Origin of the sequence: Nonomuraea sp. NPDC050394 (assembly GCF_044459065.1) — a bacterium.
Classification (GTDB): domain Bacteria; phylum Actinomycetota; class Actinomycetes; order Streptosporangiales; family Streptosporangiaceae; genus Nonomuraea.
In genome coordinates this window covers 370,816-389,799 of record NZ_JBITIO010000001.1, presented here as the reverse complement: position 1 = coordinate 389,799, position 18,984 = coordinate 370,816, and the positions used below count along the sequence as shown (strand labels likewise).

Genomic DNA, 18,984 nt, shown 5'->3' with positions numbered 1-18,984 from the left:
GGAGCCCATAGGCATCCGTCACCTGTCAGTGTGCGATCGTCACACGACGCGGTCGATGATCAGCGGGAGCTGCTCCTCGCCGGCCGCGCCCACCGCGTAGCCGCCCTCCAGCGCCTCCAGGGCGCGGGCGAAACGGGCCGTCTCGTCCGCGTGCAGCGTCATCAGGGGCTGTCCCGCCCGCACCAGGTCGCCCGGCTTGGCGTGCAGGGTGATCCCCGCGCCGAAGGAGACCGGATCCTCCTGCCGGGCCCGGCCCGCGCCCAGCCGCCAGGCCGCCAGGCCCACCGCGTACGCGTCCAGCCTCGTCAGGACACCGGACTCCGGCACCTCCACCGTCATCGTCTCGGCCGCCTTCGGCAGGACCGCGTCCGGGTCGCCGCCCTGGGCGGAGATCATGCGGCGCCAGGCGTCCATGGCGGAGCCGTCCTTCAGCGCCTGCTCAGGGTCCTTGCCGGTGATCCCGGCGGCTTCCAGCATCTCGCGGGCCAGCCGTACCGTGAGCTCGACCACGTCGGACGGGCCGCCGCCCGCCAGGACCTCGACCGACTCCACGACCTCCAGGGCGTTGCCCACGGCCAGGCCCAGCGGGCGGTCCATGGCGGTCAGCAGGGCCACGGTACGAACCCCGGCGTCGGAGCCCAGCGCCACCATGGTCTCGGCGAGCTCCCTGGCACGCTCCACCGTCTTCATGAACGCGCCGGAGCCCACCTTCACGTCGAGGACCAGCGAACCCGTCCCCTCGGCGATCTTCTTGGACATGATCGACGAGGCGATCAGCGGGATCGACTCGACCGTGCCGGTGACGTCGCGCAGGGCGTACAGCTTCTTGTCGGCGGGCGCGAGGCCGGTTCCGGCGGCGCAGATGACCGCGCCCGCGCCGCGCAGGACGGCCAGCATCTCCTCGTTGGACAGCGACGCCCGCCAGCCGGGGATCGACTCCAGCTTGTCGAGCGTCCCACCGGTGTGGCCCAGGCCCCGTCCGGACAACTGCGGGACGTACGCGCCGCAGGCGGCCACCAGGGGCGCCAGCGGCAGCGTGATCTTGTCGCCGACGCCGCCGGTGGAGTGCTTGTCGGCGGTGGGCCGGTCGAGCATCGACCAGTCCATGCGCTCGCCGGAGCGGATCATCGCCTGGGTCCACTCGGCGATCTCGCGGCGGTCCATGCCGTTGAGCAGGATGGCCATGGCCAGCGCGGACATCTGCTCGTGAGCCACCTCGCCCCGGGTGTAGGCGTCGATCACCCAGTCGATCTGCGCGGTGGTCAGCTCGCGGCCGTCGCGCTTGGCGACGATGACCTCGATGGCGTCCATCAGGCTCCCTTGGTCAGGTCGTCGGGTCCGAAGGCGTACGGCAGGATCTCGGCCATGCGCTTGGGGCCGTCGGGGGTTTCGACCAGGAGGTCGTCGCCGCCGAACTCGTACAGGAGCTGACGGCAGCGGCCGCACGGCATGAGCAGTTCGCCGTGGCCGTCGACGCAGGTGAAGCCCACGAGCCGGCCGCCGCCCGAGGCGTGCAGCGCGGAGACGAGGCCGCACTCCGCGCACAGGCCGAGGCCGTAGGAGGCGTTCTCGACGTTGCAGCCGGTCACGACGCGGCCGTCGTCCACGACGGCGGCCGCCCCGACCGGGAACTTGGAGTAGGGCGCGTAGGCGTTGCGCATCGCGGCCCGCGCCTCGTCGCGCAGACCGTCCCAGTCGATGTTCATCAGTGCTGTTCCCCCCGGCGGTACCGCACGCCGTCGGCCTTGGGCATGCGCAGGCGCTGCGAGGCGACCAGGAGCACGAGCAGGGTGAGGACGTGCGGGGTGATGTAGACGAACTCGTTCGGCAGCTTGTCGATGACCATCCACATCCAGATGAGGACCAAGGCGCCGGCTGCCGCGCCCGCCATGATCGTGTAGTCCTTGGCGGTACGGCCGGCCAGCTCGGCCGGCTGGCCGGGCCGCGTCATCAGCCGGATCTTGTTGCCCAGGTAGATGAGCAGCAGGATCGCGCCGAACAGGAAGAATGTGGTGATGGCGCCCTGGCTGCGCAGTTGCAGGCCGTCGGCGTAGCCGAACAACGACGCGCCGGCCGCGAGCCCGCCCGGCCGCCAGTTGCCGAAGATCATGGCCGCGAGGCCGATGAAGCCGCGTCCCTGCGTCTGACCCTCGACGTACTTGGTGGTGACGAAGACCAGGAAGACACCGCCGAGCCCGGCGAAGGCGCCGGAGATGACGACCGCGATGTACTTGAGCCGGTAGACGTTGACGCCGAGCGACTCGGCCGCCCACGGGTTCTCGCCCACCGAGCGCAGGCGCAGGCCGAAGGCCGTGTGCCAGAGCACGTAGAAGGTCAGCGGGATCATCACCACGGCCAGGATGACCAGGACGCTGACGTCGCGGGTGAGCCCGCCGAGAATGCCGGCCAGGTCGGAGATCAGGAACCAGTGGGTCCGCTCCAGCCAGCCGAACACGTCGGTCTGGTCCGACAGGAACGGCAGGCTCCCCTCCCACGCCTTGCCCGACATGGCGGGCGAGGTGGTGATGCCGGCGCCGGCCTCGGCCGCGCCGGTCCCCTCCTTGTACAGGACCTCGGACAAGAACCGGGTGATGCCGGGACCGAGCAGGTTGATGGCCACACCGCTGATGATGTGGTCGACGCCGAAGGTGACGGTCGCGATCGCGTGGATCAGCCCGCCCAGGGCACCGGCGAGGAGGCCGGCCACGACGGCGGCCAGCGGCCCCCACTGGTATCCGGCCCAGCCGGCGAACCAGGTGCCGAGCACCATCATGCCTTCGAGGCCGATGTTGACCACGCCCGCGCGTTCGGCCCACAGCCCGCCGAGTCCGGCCAGCCCGATCGGCACGGCCAGCCCGAGCGCCGCCGCGAACGTCCCGGACGAGGTGATGTCGTTGTGCCCGGAGATCACCCTGACCAGCGACATCACCAGGATGAGCAGTGCGACGCCGATCAGCGCCAGGTGGTACTTGCGGACCCTGGTCATGCTGCCACCTCAACAGGCTTGTCGGTGCCGAGCTGGCGGGCGGCCCGCCGTTCCTCAGAGCGCAGCGCCATCCGGTTGGTGACCTCGTTGAAGACGACCACCAGGAGGACGATGACGCCCTGCATGATGACGATCACGCTGGGCGGCACATTCGCGAACTGCAGCGGCCCCTGCGCACGGTCGAGGAAGCCGAACAGCAGCGCGGCGACCGCGATGCCCACCGGCTTGTTCCGGCCGAGCAGCGCGACGGCGATGCCGAGGAAGCCCAGTCCGGGGGTGAAGTTGGAGTTGTACGCGTGGGTGGACCCGAGGATCTCCGGCATGCCGATGAGCCCGGCGATCGCCCCGGACAACACCATGGCCGAGATGACCATCTTCTTGGGGTTGACCCCGGAGGCGAGGGCGGCGGAGGCGTTGAGGCCGCTGGCCTTGACGTCGAAGCCGAACCGGGTGCGCTCCAGCACGATCCACAGGCCCACGCCGAGCAGGATCGCCACGACCAGGAAGCCCCACAGGCCGCCGCCGCGGGGGGCGGGCAGGCCGAACATCTCGAAGATGAAGTTCAGGTTGGGGAACCAGGCCGACTCAGGCAAGGGCGGTGTCGAGATGGTCAGCTGGCCCTCCGGCTTGGGGCCGGTGAACGGGCCGCGTACCAGGAAGGCGGCGAGGTTGATCGCGATGTAGTTGAGCATGATCGTGGCGATCACCTCGTTCACGCCGCGGCTGACCTTCATGACCGCCGGGATCAGCGCGTACAGGCCGCCGACCGCCGCCGCCACGATGATGATCACCGGGATCTGGATCCAGGCGGGCGCCACGAACGTGGAGCCGACGAAGGCCGCCACGACCGCCGCGAGCCGGTACTGGCCCTCGACCCCGATGTTGAAGAGGTTCATCCGGAAGCCGACCGCGACCGCGAGGCCCGCGATGAACAGCGGGACCGCGCGGTTGACCATGGTCGTGACGCCGTTGACCACGGCCCGGGGGGTCTCGCCGAAGTCGAAGAACGCGGCGAAGGCGGCGGCCGGATTCGCGCCGGCCGCGAGGATCGCCACGCTGGAGATCGCGATGGCGAGCACGATCGCGACGACCGCGCCCGCCAAGGTCAGCAGCGCGCGATAGAGCCCTGCGGGCATCACATCTCCTCGGTGGCGGTGATGGCGCCGGTCATGTAGCCGCCGAGCCGCTCGGGCGTGACGTCGGACGGGTCGAGGCGGGCGACGAGCCGCCCTCGGTAGATCACGTTCAGCGTGTCGGACAGGCCGATGAGCTCGTCGAGGTCCGCGGAGATCAGCAGTACGGCGAGGCCGGCGGCACGGGCGTCGCGGAGGTGGTCCCAGATGGCCGCCTGGGCGCCCACGTCGACACCTCTGGTGGGGTGCGCGGCGATGAGGAAGGCCGGCTCGCCGCTCATCTCGCGCCCGACGATGAGCTTCTGCTGGTTGCCGCCGGACAGCGCGAGCGCGAGCGTGTCGGCGCCCGGTGTGCGGACGTCGTACTCCTTGATGATGCGCTGGGTGTCGGCCCTGGCCGCGCGGCGGTTGATCCAGATGCCGCTCTTGGCGGGCTTCTGCGTCTGGTGGCCGAGCACCCGGTTCTCCCAGAGGGAGGCTTCGAGCAGCAGGCCCTGGCGGTGGCGGTCCTCGGGGATGTAGCCGATGCCGGATTCGCGGCGCTTGAGCGTGGACCAGGCGCTGATGTCCTGGCCGGCCAGGGTGATCTCGCCGTGCGCCTGGCGGATGCCCATGATGGCCTCGATCAGCTCGGACTGGCCGTTGCCCTCCACGCCCGCGATGCCGAGGATCTCACCCTTGTGGATCTCGAAGGAGACGTCGTCGAGCAGGAGCCGCTTGCCTTCGGCCTTGAGCTTGTCGACGTAGAGGCGGACGGAGGTGCCCTTGGGGACGGGACGGTAGCCGTCGGACTCCATCGACAGGCCGGCGACCTTCAGAGCGACGGTCTCCGTCACGGTGGACTCGCGGGTCTCGGGGGTGGGCAGCTCGCTGCCGACCATGAGCTCGGCGAGCTGGCGGGCGTTGCTGATCTCGCTGCGGGGCAGGCTGGCGACGGTGGTGCCGCGCCTGATCACCGTGATCGCGTCGGCGATGCCGAGCACCTCGTCGAGCTTGTGGGAGATGAAGATGACGGTGAGGCCCTCGGCCTTGAGCTCGCGCAGGTTGTCGAAGAGCTCCTCGACCTCCTGCGGCACGAGCACGGCCGTCGGCTCGTCGAGGATGAGGATGCGGGCGCCGCGGTAGAGGACCTTGAGGATCTCCACGCGCTGCCGGTCGCCGACGCCGAGATCCTCGACGAGGCGGTCGGGGTCCACGCGCAGGCCATGGGCCTCGGCCAGTTCCTTGATCCGCTTGCGGGCGCGGGCCACGTCGAGGCGGCCGGCCCGCTTCGGCTCGGCGCCGAGGACGATGTTCTCCAGCACGGTGAGGTTGTCGGCCAGCATGAAGTGCTGGTGGACCATGCCGATGCCGACGTTGATCGCGTCACTGGGCGAGCGGAAGGTCACGTCTGTGCCGTTCACCCGGATCTGGCCCTCGTCCGGCTTCTGCATGCCGTAAAGGATCTTCATCAGGGTGGACTTGCCCGCTCCGTTCTCGCCGCAGATGGCGTGGACGGTGCCGGGCTGGATGGCGATCCGGATGTCGTGGTTGGCGACGACGCCCGGGAAACGCTTGGTGATGCCCTCCAGCTCGACGGCGGGTTGCGCCGGGGCGAGCGTGTCGGAACTCATTGGTCGCTCACCGCTCCTCATCGCTGCGTCGGATTCGCGAGCTCATGTGGTCGCTCACCGCTCCTCATTCGCTCCGAGCTCATGTGGGTCTCCAGCGAGCCAGGGTGGATAGAACAAAGGCCCGGGGAGTGGACGGTGGGTCCGCTCCCCGGGCCCTCGAACGAGATTCTCCTACCCAGGTTACGGCTTGGACGGAACCTGGATTTCGCCGGAGACAATCTTCTCCCGGGCGGCGTCGATCTCGGTCTTGATGTCGTCGACCTCGCCACCGGTGGTGGCCAGGCCCACGCCGTCGACCTTCAGGTCGTAGGTGACGTTGCTGCCACCCTTGGCGCCGCCCTGGAAGGCCTTGATGAACTCGAACACGCCGACGTCGACGCGCTTGATCATCGAGGTCATGATGACCGACTGCAGGTCGGCCTCCTTGACCGTCAGACGCTGGTCGGAGTCGACGCCGATGGCCTTCTTCTTGGCGGCGGCGGCCGCCTGGAAGACGCCGAGGCCGGAGTCGCCGGAGGCGTGGTAGACGATCTCCGCGCCGTCCTGGAACATCTTCTCGGCCGCGACCTTGCCCTTGTCGGGAGCCTTGAAGCCGGAGAAGTCACCGTCGGGGGTGAGGTACTTGATGTCGATCTTGGCGTCCTTCTTGACCGACTTCACGCCGGCGACGAAGCCCGCCTCGAACTTCTTGATCAGGTCGTTCTCGACACCGCCGACGAAGCCGACGTGGCCGCTCTTGGCCTTGGTCGCCGCGGCGACGCCCGCCAGGTAGGAGCCCTGCTCCTCGGCGAACAGCAGGCCGGTCACGTTCGGCGCGTTGGAGGCGGAGTCGACGACCGCGAACTGGATCTCGGGGTACTCCGTCGCCGCCTTCTTGATGTCCTCGCCGTAGGCGAAGCCGACCCCGATGATCGGGTTGTAGCCGGCGTCGGCGAGCTGGCGGAGCAGGTCACCGCGGTTGGAGCCGTCGCCCGCGGGGCTCAGCTCCTTGATCTCGGCCTTCAGATCGGTCTTCGCCTTCTCGAGGCCGGCGTAGGCGGCGTCGTTGAAGGACTTGTCGCCGCGACCGCCGACGTCGAAGGCGAGGCCGACCTTGAGCGCGCCCTCCTGGGGTGCTTCACTGGCCGCACCGCTGCTCGGAGCGGTGCTCGCGGTGGTCCCCCCGCCGCTGCCGCCGCACGCCGCTGCCGCCATAAGCATGGCGCCGGCCAGCGTGCCGATCGCCGTCTTGCCGAATCGCTTGCTGAGCAAGGCGACTCCCTTCCATTTCCCCGCCGTCAAACTTCATCGCAGGCGCGAAGAAATGCACGGCAACCCTGCTCGGAAGATAGTTGCTTGACCAGCGCATACCAAACCGTACAGAGCTCCGCAACCGCTCCGTTATCGACATCAGTCGCGTCTGTGACCTGGATCCAGGAAGTGAACCTTTGCCGAACTTTTGAGGTTGTCAAGATCTTGCCGTGACTCGTCAAGTGGCAGAGATTACGGTCGTAGGTCGTCAAACTTCCCTGGAGCCACTCATGCTTCGCAGGACGGCGTTAGCCGTATCGCTGCTGCTCATCGCGTCGCTGACCGCGACACCGGCAGCCGCGGACACTCCCACGATCAAGATCGAGAACAACGCGACACAACCCGTCTTCTCGCGCGCCGACGCGATCACCCAGACCGTCTTCGTCGAGGTCGCCGGAACCGACAGCGACGCCGACGGCCAGGCCGACCGGGTCGCCGTCGACATCCTGCGGCCCAAGGAGACCGACCAGGGTCTCAAGGTGCCCGTGATCATGGAGGCCAGTCCCTACTACGCCGGCGGCAACGACGTCGCCAACCACCCCGTCGACGTCGACGAGAACGGCAACCCGCTGCCGAGCACGCTGCGCTCGCTGCTGACCGTGAAGGACGCCGGGCCGTTCGACGGCTACTACGACAACTTCTTCCTGCCCCGCGGGTACGCCATCGCGCTCGTCGAGAACATCGGCAGCGGGCGCGCCACCGGCTGCCCGACCACCGGCGACCCCGCCGAGACCGCCGGCCCGAAGGCCGCCATCGACTGGCTGAACGGCCGCGCCCGCGGCTTCGACGCCACCGGCAACCCCGTCGCGGCCACCTGGTCCACCGGCAACGTCGGCATGATCGGCACCTCCTACAACGGCACCCTCCCCAACGCCGTGGCCACCACCGGCGTCCAGGGGCTCAAGACGATCGTGCCGATCGCCGCGATCTCCTCCTGGTACGACTACTACCGCGCCAACGGCGGCGTCCTCGCGCCCGGCGGCTACCAGGGCGAAGACGCCGACGTGCTGGCCCGCTACGTCCTGACCAGGCAGAACGGCCAGGCCGTCTGCGGCGCCCTGATGGACCGCATCGAGTCCGAGCAGGACCGGATCACCGGCGACTACAGCCGCTTCTGGGACGCCCGCAACTACCTCAACGACGTGCGCAAGGTGAAGGCCAGCGTCTTCGTCGCCCACGGGCTCAACGACTGGAACGTCAAGACCAAGCAGGCCGTCCAGTGGTGGGACGCGCTCGGCAAGCGCGACGTCCCCCGCAAGATCTGGCTGCACCAGGGCACCCACCGCGACCCGTTCAGCCTGCGCGCCAAGGAGTGGCTGCGTCAGCTGCACGGCTGGTTCGACCACTGGCTCTACAACATCGACAGCGGCATCATGCGTGAGCCGCAGGCCGACGTCGAGATCGCTCCCGGCCAGTGGGGTCAGCACGCCTCGTGGCCGCTGCCGGGCAGCGCGAACATCCCGCTGTGGCTGGGCTCGGGCGGCAAGCTCGGGCTGCTGCCCCGGCCGCTGTCGGCGCGCGAGTCGTTCGTCGACCAGAAGACGCGTACGGCAGAGCATCTCGTCGAGACGGTCCCCGCGGCCGACCCCAACCGCCTGGCCTACGTGACCAAGGAACTCAAGACCGACGTCCGCGTCTCGGGCACGCCCAAGATCTCGCTGCGGGCCTCGTTCACCAAGGGCGCCTCGCCGTACCTGACCGCGTTGCTGGTGGACTTCGGCACCGACTCCCGCCCGACCGGCGGGCTCGTGCCGACCGGCGAGACGTGGTGCTACGGGCAGGGCGTACCGGGCGACACCGGCTGCACCTCGATCCGTACGCACGCGGTGGCCGAGACGCCCTACAAGATCGTCTCCCGGGGCTGGCTGGACGTGCGCAACCGCAACCGCATGGACCGGACCGAGCCGCTGCGGCCGGGCAAGGAGTACACGTTCACGTGGGACTTCCAGCCGCAGGACTACCTGTTCAAGAAGGGCCACAAGCTGGGCGTGGTCGTCCTGTCGACGGACTTCGACTACACGCTGCGATACCCGGCGGGCACGAACATCCGCGTGGCCCCGGGCCTGTCCTCCCTCCGCCTGCCGATCGTCTTCGGCTCCCTGAACTAGCAACCCCCTGGGTCCCGGCCCAGAACCCGTCAACCACCCCGTGCCCCCCTACCTAACCCGCGAACACCCAACCCCAACCGCCAAGGACAAGCGTCGAGGCTGGTGCGCGGGCAAGGAAGGGACACTCCGCCCGGGCAACCGGATGGCCGGCGCTGGTGCACGGAAAACCTGCCCGGCGCCGGCCAGGGGGTTGGCCTTGGGTGCTGGTCGGGGGGGTTGGGCGGGTGCGGGGCAAGAGGGCGGCCGTAGCGGTGCTCGGCCCGCGCGCTCGGGGAGCGTGGAAAAGACAGCCGCCCGCCGAAGTCGGCGGGCGGCGGTTACCTGGGCGAAGCCGTAGAAGATAGAAAGAGCGGTCAGGCGAGAGCAGACGTGATGGGGAGGATGGGGGCGCCTTCCCAGAGCGCGGTGAGGGCGGTGGTGGCCATGAAGCGCACGCCGGTGGGGATGGCGCTTTCGTCCACGTCGAAGGTGCCCTGGTGGATGTCGTAGGTGACGCCGTTGTCCGGTGAGCGGGTGCCCAGGCGGGCGAAGGCGCCGGGGATCGACTCCAGGTACCAGGCGAAGTCCTCGCCGCCGAGCGACTGCTGGGTCGGGACGACGCTGGTGCTGCCCAGGGCGCGTTCCGCCGCCTCGGCCAGCATTTCGACGCTGACCTCGTCGTTGACCACGGGCGGGACGCCGCGGGTGTACTCCATCGTGGCCTCGACGCCGTAGGCGCCGGCGACCGACTCCAGGAGTGCCTTGATCAGGTCGGGGGCGGCGTGCCAGGCGTTCTCGTCGAGGCAGCGCACGGTGCCCTCGGCCACCCCGTCGTCGGGGATGGCGTTGGCCGCCGAACCGGCCTCGACCCTGCCCCAGACCAGGCTCAGCGAGGAGCGCGGGTCGACGCGGCGGGAGAGCGCGGCGGGCAGTTCGGTGAGGATCTTGGCGAGCGCGAACACGAGGTCGGCGGTCAGGTGCGGGCGGGCGGTGTGGCCCCCGGGGCCGGAGACGCGGATGAGCAGCCGGTCGCAGGCGCTGGTGATCGGGCCGGCCTTGAGTCCGATCTGGCCGACGTCCACGCGCGGGTCGCAGTGCAGGCCGAAGATGCGGTCGACGCCGCTGATGCCGCCGTTGGCCATGACCTCAAGCGCGCCGCCGGGCAGTTCCTCGGCGGGCTGGAAGATCAGCCGGACCCGGCCGGGCAGCAGACCGGCCGCGGCCTGCTGGGCCAGGAAGAGCGAGGTGCCGAGCAGGATCGTGGTGTGGACGTCGTGGCCGCACGCGTGACAGGCGCCGGGCACGGTCGAGCGGTAGGACGTGTCCTTCTCGTCCTGCAGCGGGAGGGCGTCGATGTCGGCGCGCAGCGCGATGGTCGGGCCGTCGCCGCTGCCCACGTCGCAGATCAGGCCGGTGCCACGCGGCAGGACCGAGGGGACCAGGCCGACGGCGCTGAGCCGCTCGGCGATCCGCTGGGTCGTGCGGTATTCGGCGAAGGCGAGTTCAGGATGCATGTGCAGGTCGCGGCGGAACGCCACGAGGTCCTTTTCCGTCTCCGCCAGGAACGCGTCGAGTTCCCCCCGCAGCTCACGTCCCCGCATCGTTCACCGTCCCGTCGAAAAGCGGCATGCGCGCGCCTCTACCCAGCTTCGCACAGCCGATTGCGCTGTTCTTCGTCATTTCTTGCACTGCGGTTGCAGCCGCGTCGCTTGGTGATCAACACCCGATCGGGACGATCATCCGCGGTCTGGGGGTCAGCGGTAGCCGTGCACCCGATGGCGATGCTTCGACTTTATCGCTCCGGGTGGCCCTCTCGTGGACAACTACACCAAAAGTTGGCCGACGGCATGCCCGTAACCGCAGGTCACCACGCTGCGTGACCGGCGGTCCCACCCCGGAAATAGTCACAAGGGATCATTAGATGGTGACCCGTTGTCGCTACTCCCAAACTTGTGCGCGGTTTCGAATCCTGTCACCTTCCGGCTTGGTCATGACACGCCCGCGATGGCTGCATTTGCGATAAATCGGTGTTTCACTCGCAATATGATCACTAATATCCCGTTCGGGGAGAAGCATGCACAGTTGAGCATCTTCGAGCCGAGTGAGGGGACCCTGGTGGTCGTGCCCTCGCTCTCCCTTCCACAGGATGAGCTGCGCCGGATCACCGGCGCGAGGTGCTACGAGGAGAGACTCCTGTTCCTCCTCCTGACGCTCCGCAGGCCCGGGGTCAAGGTCGTCTACGTCTCCTCCGCCCCCGTGGATCCGGACATCGTCTCCTACTACTTCGGCTTCTTACCCGACCCGGATGACGCCGCCAGGCGACTGACGATGATCAGCCTGGACGACACCCGCTCCCAGCCGCTCACCAGAACGCTGCTGGCCCGGCCCGAGGCGCTGCGCCGGATACGCAAGGCGATCGACGGCGACGCGTGGATGGTCCCGTTCGTGATGAGTGACCTGGAGGAACGGCTGGCGTCGTCGCTGAACGTGCCCATCTACGGCCCGGCCATGTCGCTGGCCTACTACGGCTCCAAGAGCGGCGCCCGCGAGGTCGGCACGGAGGCCGCGGTGCCCATGGCGCGCGGCTTCGGCGACCTGCACCACCAGGGCGAGATCGAGGACGCGGTCTTCTCGCTGCCCGGCGAGCGCGTCATCGTCAAGCTGAACGACGGCTACTCCGGGCTCGGGAACGCGATCGTCACCAAGAGCGACTGGTCACGGACACGCTTCTCCGCCGACGGCGAGACGTGGGAGACCTTCTCCGCCAAGATCTCCGAGCGGGGGGCGGTGGTGGAGGAGTTCATCGAGCACCGGCCGCTGTTCTTCCCCAGCGCGCTGGCCAGGATCACGCCCGGCGGGCACCACGACGTCGTGGCCACCCACGACCAGGTGCTCGGCGGCGCCAACGCCGACGTCTACCAGGGCTGCACGTTCCCGGCCCGCTCCGAGTACCGGCACGAGGTGGGCGAGTCGGCCGCCAGGATCGCCGCGATCCTCGCCCGGCGCGGCGTGGTGGGACTGTTCGGGATGGACTTCTTCGCGCTCAAGGCCGACTCCGGGTACGCGGCCCTGCTGTGCGAGATCAACCTGCGGATCGGCGGGACCACGCACCCGTTCGGCGCGGCGCTGCTGACCACCGGCGCCACCTACGATCCGGCCACCGGGCTGCTGATGGACGGCACCCAGCCGAAGTACTACACGGCCACGGACAACTGCTCGGCGGCGTGCCTGCGCGGGCGCACACCGGGTGAGGTGGTGCGCATGGTGGAGGAGCGTGGGCTCGGGTTCGACGCGGCCCGCCGTACCGGGAATGTGCTGCATCTGCTCGGGGCCATCCCCGAGCACGGCAAGCTGGGCTTCACCTCGATCGGCAACTCGCGCGACGAGGCCGACGAACTCCACCGGGCCACGCGGCTCGCCCTCTGCGGTGGCTAGCGGGGCTTCGGCCGGCGGCTGCCCTTGAGGCCCTTCCATCCGATGATTCCCACGGTCACGGCCAGCACGAGGTTGACGGCGATCAGGATGCCGTGGACCACGTAGAAGCTGGTTTTGTGCCCATCTGCCAGGTTAAACCCAAGGTTGATCCACTCGAAGATCATGAACGCGCCCAGCGCGACCAGGAATCCGGCGATCTTTCGCGACATAACCACTTCTCTAGTATCAGGGGCGGATCATCGGGGGATGTGACCGCACATGGGCAACGACTCGAAGCTACGCTGAGACCGCCATGTGGACGAAACTGGTGCCGGCCACGGCACTCCTCGCAACGGTCACCCTGACCGCATACGCGGGCGCGCCTGCCGGTGCGGCCGCGACTTCCGGCAGCCCGATCGGCGGCGACCGTCTCGGCAGCCGCGGGCTCGTCGTGCCGGACGGCGTCAAGGCGCCGCCCAAGACCAAGGCCACGTCCTTCCTGATCGCGGAGGCGGAGACCGGGCAGGTGCTGGCAGCCAAGAACCCCCATGGCCGGTTCCTCCCCGCCAGCACGCTCAAGACGCTGACCGCGCTCACGCTCATCCCCAAGCTTGAGGCGGGCAAGACGGTCAAGCCGAGCTCCAACGCCGTCAACCAGGAGGGTTCCGCGGTCGGTCTGTCCACCAAGCCGATCTACAAGGTGCACGACCTGTTCCGCGCGCTGATGATGTCCTCCGGCAACGACGCCGCGATGGCGCTGGCCGAGGCCAACGGCGGCCTGGCCAAGACCATGCGGGACATGAACGCCGAGGCCAAGCGCCTGCAGGCCAACGACACGGTGGCCAAGACGCCGTCCGGCCTGGACAAGCCCGGCCAGAGCAGCTCCGCCTACGACCTGGCCCTGATCGCCCGAGCCGGCCTCGCCAACCCCGATTTCAGGCGATATATCAGCACTAAGACCGCCAAATTCCCCGCGCCGAAGAAGTTCTACGAGATCAGCAACCACAACAAGCTGCTCTGGCGCTACAAGGGCATGGTCGGCGTCAAGAACGGCTGGACGTCCAAGGCCCTCGGCAGCTTCGTCGGCGCCGCCAGCCGCGACGGCCACACGATCATCGTGACGATCATGCGGCACGAGGGCTACTTCTGGGAGGAAGTGGAGAAGCTGCTCGACTGGGGCTTCGCCGCCCGCGGCAAGGTCACGCCCGTCGGCCAGCTGGTGGACCCGCTGCCCGCCCAGGCCGATCCCGTCCGGCAGCAGGCCACGGCCTCCCAGCCGCCCGCCAGCGCCCCGCTGCTCGACTCGGCCGCGGCCAAGCAGACGGACACGAGCCGGACGGTCGGCATGGCCGTGATCGGCGGCGGGCTGTTCTTCGGGCTGGTGTGGCTGGGCTTCGGCATCTTCCGCAGGCGGAGCAGGGCCAGGTCCTAGCGCACGCTCCTCACGCCTGCTCACCGTTGCCGTTCGACGGCACCGGAGTGGGCGAGGGCGGCGGGGCGAAGCCGGTGGTGGCGGTCCAGGCCGCGACGTACAGGACCAGACGGGCGGAGAAGTTGATCCAGATCAACAGCCCGACCAGCACCGCGAACGTGCCGTAGACCGGGTTGCTCAGCGTGTGGCTCAGCAGCAGCGTGGCCAGCTGCTTGAGCAGCCCGAAGCCGATCGCGCCCAGCAGCGCGCCCTGGGCGATCGCCTTGAACGGCCGGGTCGGCCGCGCCACCCAGCCCAAGATGATCACGAACAGCAGCCAGTCGGCGGCCACGCTGGCCAGCAGCCCGACCAGCCACACCGAACCCGTCGCCGCCGGATCGTCGGGCTGGAAACCCAGCCACTCGGTGACCTTGCTGGTCGCCGAGGAAGTGAGTACGGCCACGCCGGCCGACACCAGCATGGTCACGCCGATCAGCAGCAGCGAGCTCAGGTCGCGCAGCTTGCCGAGAAAGAAGTTCAGCGGCGCGGCCGTGGTCATCGACATCTCCCGCAGCGCACCGCGCAGCGCGTCGATGGCGCCGAGCCCCGCGTACAGCAGGCCCAGCAGACCGATGATCCCGGCGGTGGCCTTGGCCTGGGCGATGTCCTCCAGGTTCAGCGCGGGGGCCAGTCCGGGCAACTGTTCGGCGATCACCTGCTTGAGCGCCCGCTCCAGCTCGCGACTGACCGACAGGACGTAGCCGAACACCGCGTAGGCCAGCGCCATCAGCGGGAAGAACGACAGGAACGCGAAGTAGGTGACCGCTCCGGCCAGCCGGTCGCCGAACTGCAGCTGGTAACGCTGGACCGTCCTGATCAGGTGGTCGGCCCCCGGCCGGCGTACCCTCCAGTGGTCCACGATCCGCATCGCGCGCTCGCGCCACGTCGCGGCCTTCTCGATCAGGTTCGCCATCGCTCGGGAAACTCCAGCGCGTTCCGGTGGTCCTCCAAGGCGACTGCCCCGGTGACGGTCGTTGTATCGGCCGCGGACCCGGCGATCAAGTGTGGCATCGCCGCGAGCTGCCCGGGGAACAGGCCACGCCGGGCTCAGGCGGGGATCAGCGCTCCCGCGCGCTTCACCACCCGGCCCGCGACCAGGACGGTCTCGACGGCGCTGGTGTCGGCGTTGAGCACGATCGCGCCGATGGGGTCGCGGGTCCCGGCCATGCCCGGGGTGTCGGTGCGCAGGAGGACGACGTCGGCCTGCTTGCCCGGAGTCAGCGAACCGACGACGTCGGCGAGACCCACCGTCCGCGCACCGCCCATCGTCGCCATCCGCAGCACGTCCCGGGTGGTGAAGGCGAGGTTGCCCAGACCGCGTTCCATCGCGAAGGCCGCGCGCATCAGGCTGAACATGTCGCCCGGCCCGCAGGTCACCGTGTCGGCGCTGAGCGAGACCGGCGCACCGGCCGCCGCCGCCCGGCCGGTGATCGGGTAGCCGATGCCCAGCGTCAGCTCGTCGATCGGCGAGATCGAGACGCTCCCGCCGGTGTCGGCGATGAGCTTCAGGTCGTCGTCGGCGTAGTCGACGCCGTGGATGTAGGTGGTGGGACGCTCCAGCAGGCCGTTGCCGTGCAGGAACGCCAGGGCTCGCCGGGCGCTGTCGGCGCCCTGGCTCCCGGCGTGGACGGTCACCGGGAGGTCGAGGTCGCGGGCGAGCCGCCACTCCCACAGGGCGCGTTCCTCTCCGGCGATCTCCGGGCCCAGGGCGGCGATCGCCATGCTCAGCCGTCCCGGCGTGCGGAAATGGGTGTCGCGCACGCGGCGGGCCTCGTCGCCCGGGTCCTGGGGGTTGTATCCGAGGACGGCCCTGATGCCCGACTCCCTGAGCGCGGCGACGAGCGCGTCGGCGTGCTCCGGGGTGTGCGCCACCTGTGTCCAGTCGAGCAGGGTGGTCACTCCGGCGTCGAGGCATTCGCGGGCCCCGGCCAGGTTGCCCGCGTGCACGTCCTCGGGGGTTTGCGAGGGGGCGAGCTCGCCGATCACCGTGCGGAAGTAGCCCTGGATGTCGTCGTCGGCCACCACCGCGCGGTGGGCGGCCTGCCAGGTGTGGCGGTGGCTGTCCACGAAGCCCGGCAGCACCAGGCGGCCGGTCGCGTCGATGACCTCGGCGTCCTCGGCGCTCAGGTTCCGGCCGACCGCCGCGATGGTCTCGCCGTCGACGAGCACGTCCAGCTCGCCGAGGACGGTGGCGGCGGGGTCGGTGTCGATGACGGTCCCGTTCTTGATCAGGATTCTCATGGCCAAGAGCTTATCGAGAAAGCTTTTAGAAAAGCAATATGGTGAGCGGTATCCTCGGTCGCGTGGAACACGACGAGGTCGACGCGCTGGCCGCCCGCTGGACGGCGGCGGGCATGGCGCCCTCCCTCATCGCGGGGCTGGAGCTCAGCAAGCGGGTGGCGCGGATCGACGGGCTGTTCGAGCAGGCGCTCAAGGGGGAGCTGGCCGCCCTCGGGCTCACCTACGCCGAGTTCGACGTGCTGGCCGCCCTTGCCCGTACGGCTCCGCCGTACCGGATGAAGCCCAGTGAGCTGGCCCGGTCGCTGATGCTCACCTCGGGCGGGACCAGCAACGTGCTCCAGCGGTTGACCACGGCCGGATACGTCGAGCGCTCGGCCGACGACGGCGACGGGCGCAGCCGGTGGGTGCGGCTCACCCCCGAGGGGCTGAAGGTCGCCACCGCGGCGCTGGACACGGCCGTGCGCGCGAACAACGACGTGCTGGCCGGGGTGCCGGAACCCGTGGTCCGCCAGGCGGCCGACGCGCTGCGCGAGGTCCTGCTCATCGTCGGCAGGCGGCGGGTGCGCTAGCCGGACCAGGTCCTGCGGTACTCGCGTGGCGAGACCCTGCGGCGGTCCACGAACCGTTCCCTGAGCAGGGCGGCGGAGCCGTAGCCGGTCCTTCTGGCGATCTCCTCGATCGGCAGGGTGGTCGTGACCAGCAGTTCCTCGGCCAGGTCGAGGCGCTGCGCCTGCAACCAGGCGTGCGGCGAACTGCCCGTCGCCGCCTTGAACCGCCGCGCGAACGTCCGCCGGCTCATCAACGCCCTGGCCGCCAGCTCGTCGATCGGCAACCGCCGATCCAGGTGCCCGCGGGCCCAGCCGAGCACTCCGGCCAGGCGTTCGTCCTCGCCGTCGGCGGGGACCGGGGCGGACACGTACTGGGCCTGCCCGCCCTCCCGGTGCGGCGGCGTGACCATCTCCCTGGCGATCGCGTTGGCCCTGGCCGGGCCGTGCTCGCGCCGGATCAGGTGGAGCCCCAGATCGATGCCCGCCGCGGCGCCCGCCCCCGTGAGCACCCGTCCCTCGTCCACATAGAGCTCGCCGGCCGTGATCCTGACCCCCGGATGCCGCGCGGCCAGCTCCCCCGCGAACCGCCAGTGCGTGGTGGCCCGCCGCCCGTCCAGCAGCCCGGCGGCGGCCAGCCCGAAGACACCGACACAGTGCGCCGCCAAGATCGCCCCACGCTCATACGCGGCCCTGACGGCGTCGATCACCGGCTCCGGCGGCGGCGTCCGGAAGGCGTCGCCCGGCAGAGACAGCACCAGATCCGCCGCCGCCAGCCGTTCCAGCCCATGCTCCACAGGCAGCCGCAGCCCGAGATCAGTCCGAACCGGCCCCGGCCGCGCGCCACACACCGCGAAGTCGAACCCGCCGAACAACTCGCCCACGACACCCAGCCCGAGCGCCGTCACCCCGTCCGGCGCATAGGCCACAACCGTCGCGAATCCCATAGATGGCATGAATACCCCCATGAGTGGCATATTGGCCACTTTCCCGCCATCGACCATCCCGGCACCCTGGCTCCATGAACACCGAAGCACCCCGCGAACGCACCGCGGTCCACCACATCCTGCACGTCGGCTACACGACCTCCACCGGCCCCGGCGTCGCCGCCACCGTCTCCTACATCACCGACGGCGACCTGCGCATCGTGTTCGACCCGGGCATGGTGGCCGACCCGACCGCCATCACCGGGCCACTCGCCGGCCTCGGCCTCACCCCCGCCGACATCACCGACGTCATCCTCAGCCACCACCACCCCGACAACATCATGAACGCCGGCCTGTTCCCCCACGCCCGCGTCCACGACCACAAGGCCGTCTACCGGGGCCACACCTGGCACGACCGCGACCCCGACGGCCACGAACTGACCCCTTCCCTGAAGCTCCTGGCCACGCCCGGCCACAGCCCCGAGGACATCACCCTTCTCGCGGGTACGGCAGGCGGCGTCGTGGCCTTCGCCGGCGACCTGTGGTGGCGTCCCGACGGGCCGGCCGAGGACCCGGTGGCGCCGGACCGGGAGCAACTGCGGGCCAGCCGGGAACGGGTGCTGGCGGCGGCGGACACGATCGTGCCCGGCCACGGAGAGCCGTTCCCGTCCTCACCGGCCGCTGTGCGGTGAGAGCTCGGCGCCCGGAACCGGCGGCGCGCCCTGGCGTCCGGCCCTCCGCCAGCGGCCCCGAGCACGCCTTCACCCCTTGATCGCCATGAGGCCTGCCCTCGCCGGACTTTCCATCTGCCGCGCGGGTGACTTTCCATCTGCCGTGCGGGTGACTTTCCATCTGCCGCCCTGTGAGCCCAATCCGCACGGGATCGCCCCAGCAGACACCTCCGCGATGGACAGCGGCCTCATCGCGAGATGACGCGAAGCCAGGACATCAGGAGCACTCCGCCTGACACTCGACATGGGGTCCACGCCCACGCCACCTCTCGCAGGTCCGGCCACAACGTCCCGCCGCATCGCATCGCATCGGGCCGGGTCCTGACCTGCCCACACACGATCCCGGACTCCGCGCTGCCGATGGCGCAAGCTCCAAAGGGGACGCGCGAGCGCAGCGAGCACCTCGTTGCCCGGGTGGGGTCCAAGTGGCTGACCACCCAGCCGGGCAGCGGGCGGGCCCCAGGAAGACGCGCGAGCGCAGCGAGCACCTTTAACCCCGGGGCGGGATCCAACCGCCCAACCACCCAGCCGGGCAACGGGCGGGCCC

16 protein-coding genes are annotated in these 18,984 nt (G+C 69.8%); 5 read left to right on the top strand and 11 right to left on the bottom strand.

Annotation, left to right across the window (positions count from 1 at the left end):
• Positions 1 to 39 precede the first annotated feature (39 nt).
• The 6 genes from ACIBKY_RS02020 to ACIBKY_RS01995 form a co-directional block, all read right to left on the bottom strand.
• Positions 40 to 1,311: a thymidine phosphorylase gene (locus ACIBKY_RS02020; RefSeq protein ID WP_397093687.1), complete on the bottom strand. Its 1,272-nt coding sequence runs from the start codon at positions 1,309 to 1,311 to the stop codon at positions 40 to 42.
• Positions 1,311 to 1,706 (bottom strand): cytidine deaminase, encoded by a 396-nt coding sequence (locus tag ACIBKY_RS02015; protein WP_397093686.1) that lies wholly within the window; start codon positions 1,704 to 1,706, stop codon positions 1,311 to 1,313. Before ACIBKY_RS02015 ends, ACIBKY_RS02020 begins: the two co-directional genes overlap by 1 nt.
• Positions 1,706 to 2,986, bottom strand: coding sequence for an ABC transporter permease (locus tag ACIBKY_RS02010; protein WP_397093685.1), 1,281 nt, complete (start codon positions 2,984 to 2,986; stop codon positions 1,706 to 1,708). The genes ACIBKY_RS02015 and ACIBKY_RS02010 overlap by 1 nt, the downstream gene beginning before the upstream one ends.
• Positions 2,983 to 4,122, bottom strand: a complete 1,140-nt coding sequence (locus tag ACIBKY_RS02005; RefSeq protein ID WP_397093684.1) for an ABC transporter permease — start codon at positions 4,120 to 4,122, stop codon at positions 2,983 to 2,985. The genes ACIBKY_RS02010 and ACIBKY_RS02005 overlap by 4 nt, the downstream gene beginning before the upstream one ends.
• Entirely contained in the window at positions 4,122 to 5,732 is a 1,611-nt protein-coding gene (locus tag ACIBKY_RS02000) for an ABC transporter ATP-binding protein (protein WP_397093683.1), read from the bottom strand. The genes ACIBKY_RS02005 and ACIBKY_RS02000 overlap by 1 nt, the downstream gene beginning before the upstream one ends.
• A gap of 180 nt (positions 5,733 to 5,912) precedes the next feature.
• Entirely contained in the window at positions 5,913 to 6,983 is a 1,071-nt protein-coding gene (locus tag ACIBKY_RS01995; RefSeq protein WP_184957892.1) for a BMP family protein, read from the bottom strand.
• Positions 6,984 to 7,252: 269 nt separating this feature from the next.
• Between ACIBKY_RS01995 and ACIBKY_RS01990 the strand changes: the two genes are divergently transcribed.
• Positions 7,253 to 9,130, top strand: coding sequence for a Xaa-Pro dipeptidyl-peptidase (locus ACIBKY_RS01990; RefSeq protein ID WP_397093682.1), 1,878 nt, complete (start codon positions 7,253 to 7,255; stop codon positions 9,128 to 9,130).
• Positions 9,131 to 9,483: 353 nt separating this feature from the next.
• Here the strand turns inward: ACIBKY_RS01990 and ACIBKY_RS01985 are convergent, their stop codons facing one another.
• Positions 9,484 to 10,710 (bottom strand): M20 family metallopeptidase, encoded by a 1,227-nt coding sequence (locus tag ACIBKY_RS01985; protein ID WP_397093681.1) that lies wholly within the window; start codon positions 10,708 to 10,710, stop codon positions 9,484 to 9,486.
• Between the two features lie 481 nt (positions 10,711 to 11,191).
• On the opposite strand from ACIBKY_RS01985, the gene ACIBKY_RS01980 reads away from it, so the two are divergent.
• On the top strand, positions 11,192 to 12,544 hold the full coding sequence (locus ACIBKY_RS01980; protein WP_397093680.1) for a peptide ligase PGM1-related protein: 1,353 nt from the start codon (positions 11,192 to 11,194) through the stop codon (positions 12,542 to 12,544).
• On the opposite strand, the gene ACIBKY_RS01975 is transcribed toward ACIBKY_RS01980, so the two are convergent.
• Positions 12,541 to 12,753, bottom strand: coding sequence for an SCO4848 family membrane protein (locus tag ACIBKY_RS01975; protein WP_397093679.1), 213 nt, complete (start codon positions 12,751 to 12,753; stop codon positions 12,541 to 12,543). The genes ACIBKY_RS01980 and ACIBKY_RS01975 overlap by 4 nt on opposite strands.
• Positions 12,754 to 12,836: 83 nt before the next feature.
• Between ACIBKY_RS01975 and ACIBKY_RS01970 the strand changes: the two genes are divergently transcribed.
• Complete coding sequence (locus ACIBKY_RS01970; RefSeq protein ID WP_397093678.1) at positions 12,837 to 13,955, top strand: D-alanyl-D-alanine carboxypeptidase family protein; 1,119 nt, start codon at positions 12,837 to 12,839, stop codon at positions 13,953 to 13,955.
• Between the two features lie 10 nt (positions 13,956 to 13,965).
• Here ACIBKY_RS01970 and ACIBKY_RS01965 read toward each other — a convergent pair whose 3' ends face one another.
• Positions 13,966 to 14,907, bottom strand: coding sequence for a YihY/virulence factor BrkB family protein (locus ACIBKY_RS01965; protein WP_397093677.1), 942 nt, complete (start codon positions 14,905 to 14,907; stop codon positions 13,966 to 13,968).
• Between the two features lie 134 nt (positions 14,908 to 15,041).
• Complete coding sequence (locus ACIBKY_RS01960) at positions 15,042 to 16,235, bottom strand: amidohydrolase family protein (RefSeq protein WP_397093676.1); 1,194 nt, start codon at positions 16,233 to 16,235, stop codon at positions 15,042 to 15,044.
• Between the two features lie 62 nt (positions 16,236 to 16,297).
• Here ACIBKY_RS01960 and ACIBKY_RS01955 point away from each other — a divergent pair, with 62 nt between their 5' ends.
• Entirely contained in the window at positions 16,298 to 16,804 is a 507-nt protein-coding gene (locus ACIBKY_RS01955) for a MarR family winged helix-turn-helix transcriptional regulator (protein WP_397093675.1), read from the top strand.
• Here ACIBKY_RS01955 and ACIBKY_RS01950 read toward each other — a convergent pair.
• A complete protein-coding gene (locus ACIBKY_RS01950) occupies positions 16,801 to 17,727 on the bottom strand; it encodes a GlxA family transcriptional regulator (protein WP_397093674.1) in 927 nt (308 codons plus the stop codon). The two genes, ACIBKY_RS01955 and ACIBKY_RS01950, sit on opposite strands and share 4 nt — an antisense overlap.
• A 74-nt stretch (positions 17,728 to 17,801) precedes the next feature.
• Between ACIBKY_RS01950 and ACIBKY_RS01945 the strand changes: the two genes are divergently transcribed.
• On the top strand, positions 17,802 to 18,398 hold the full coding sequence (locus ACIBKY_RS01945) for an MBL fold metallo-hydrolase (protein WP_397093673.1): 597 nt from the start codon (positions 17,802 to 17,804) through the stop codon (positions 18,396 to 18,398).
• Positions 18,399 to 18,984 lie beyond the last annotated feature (586 nt).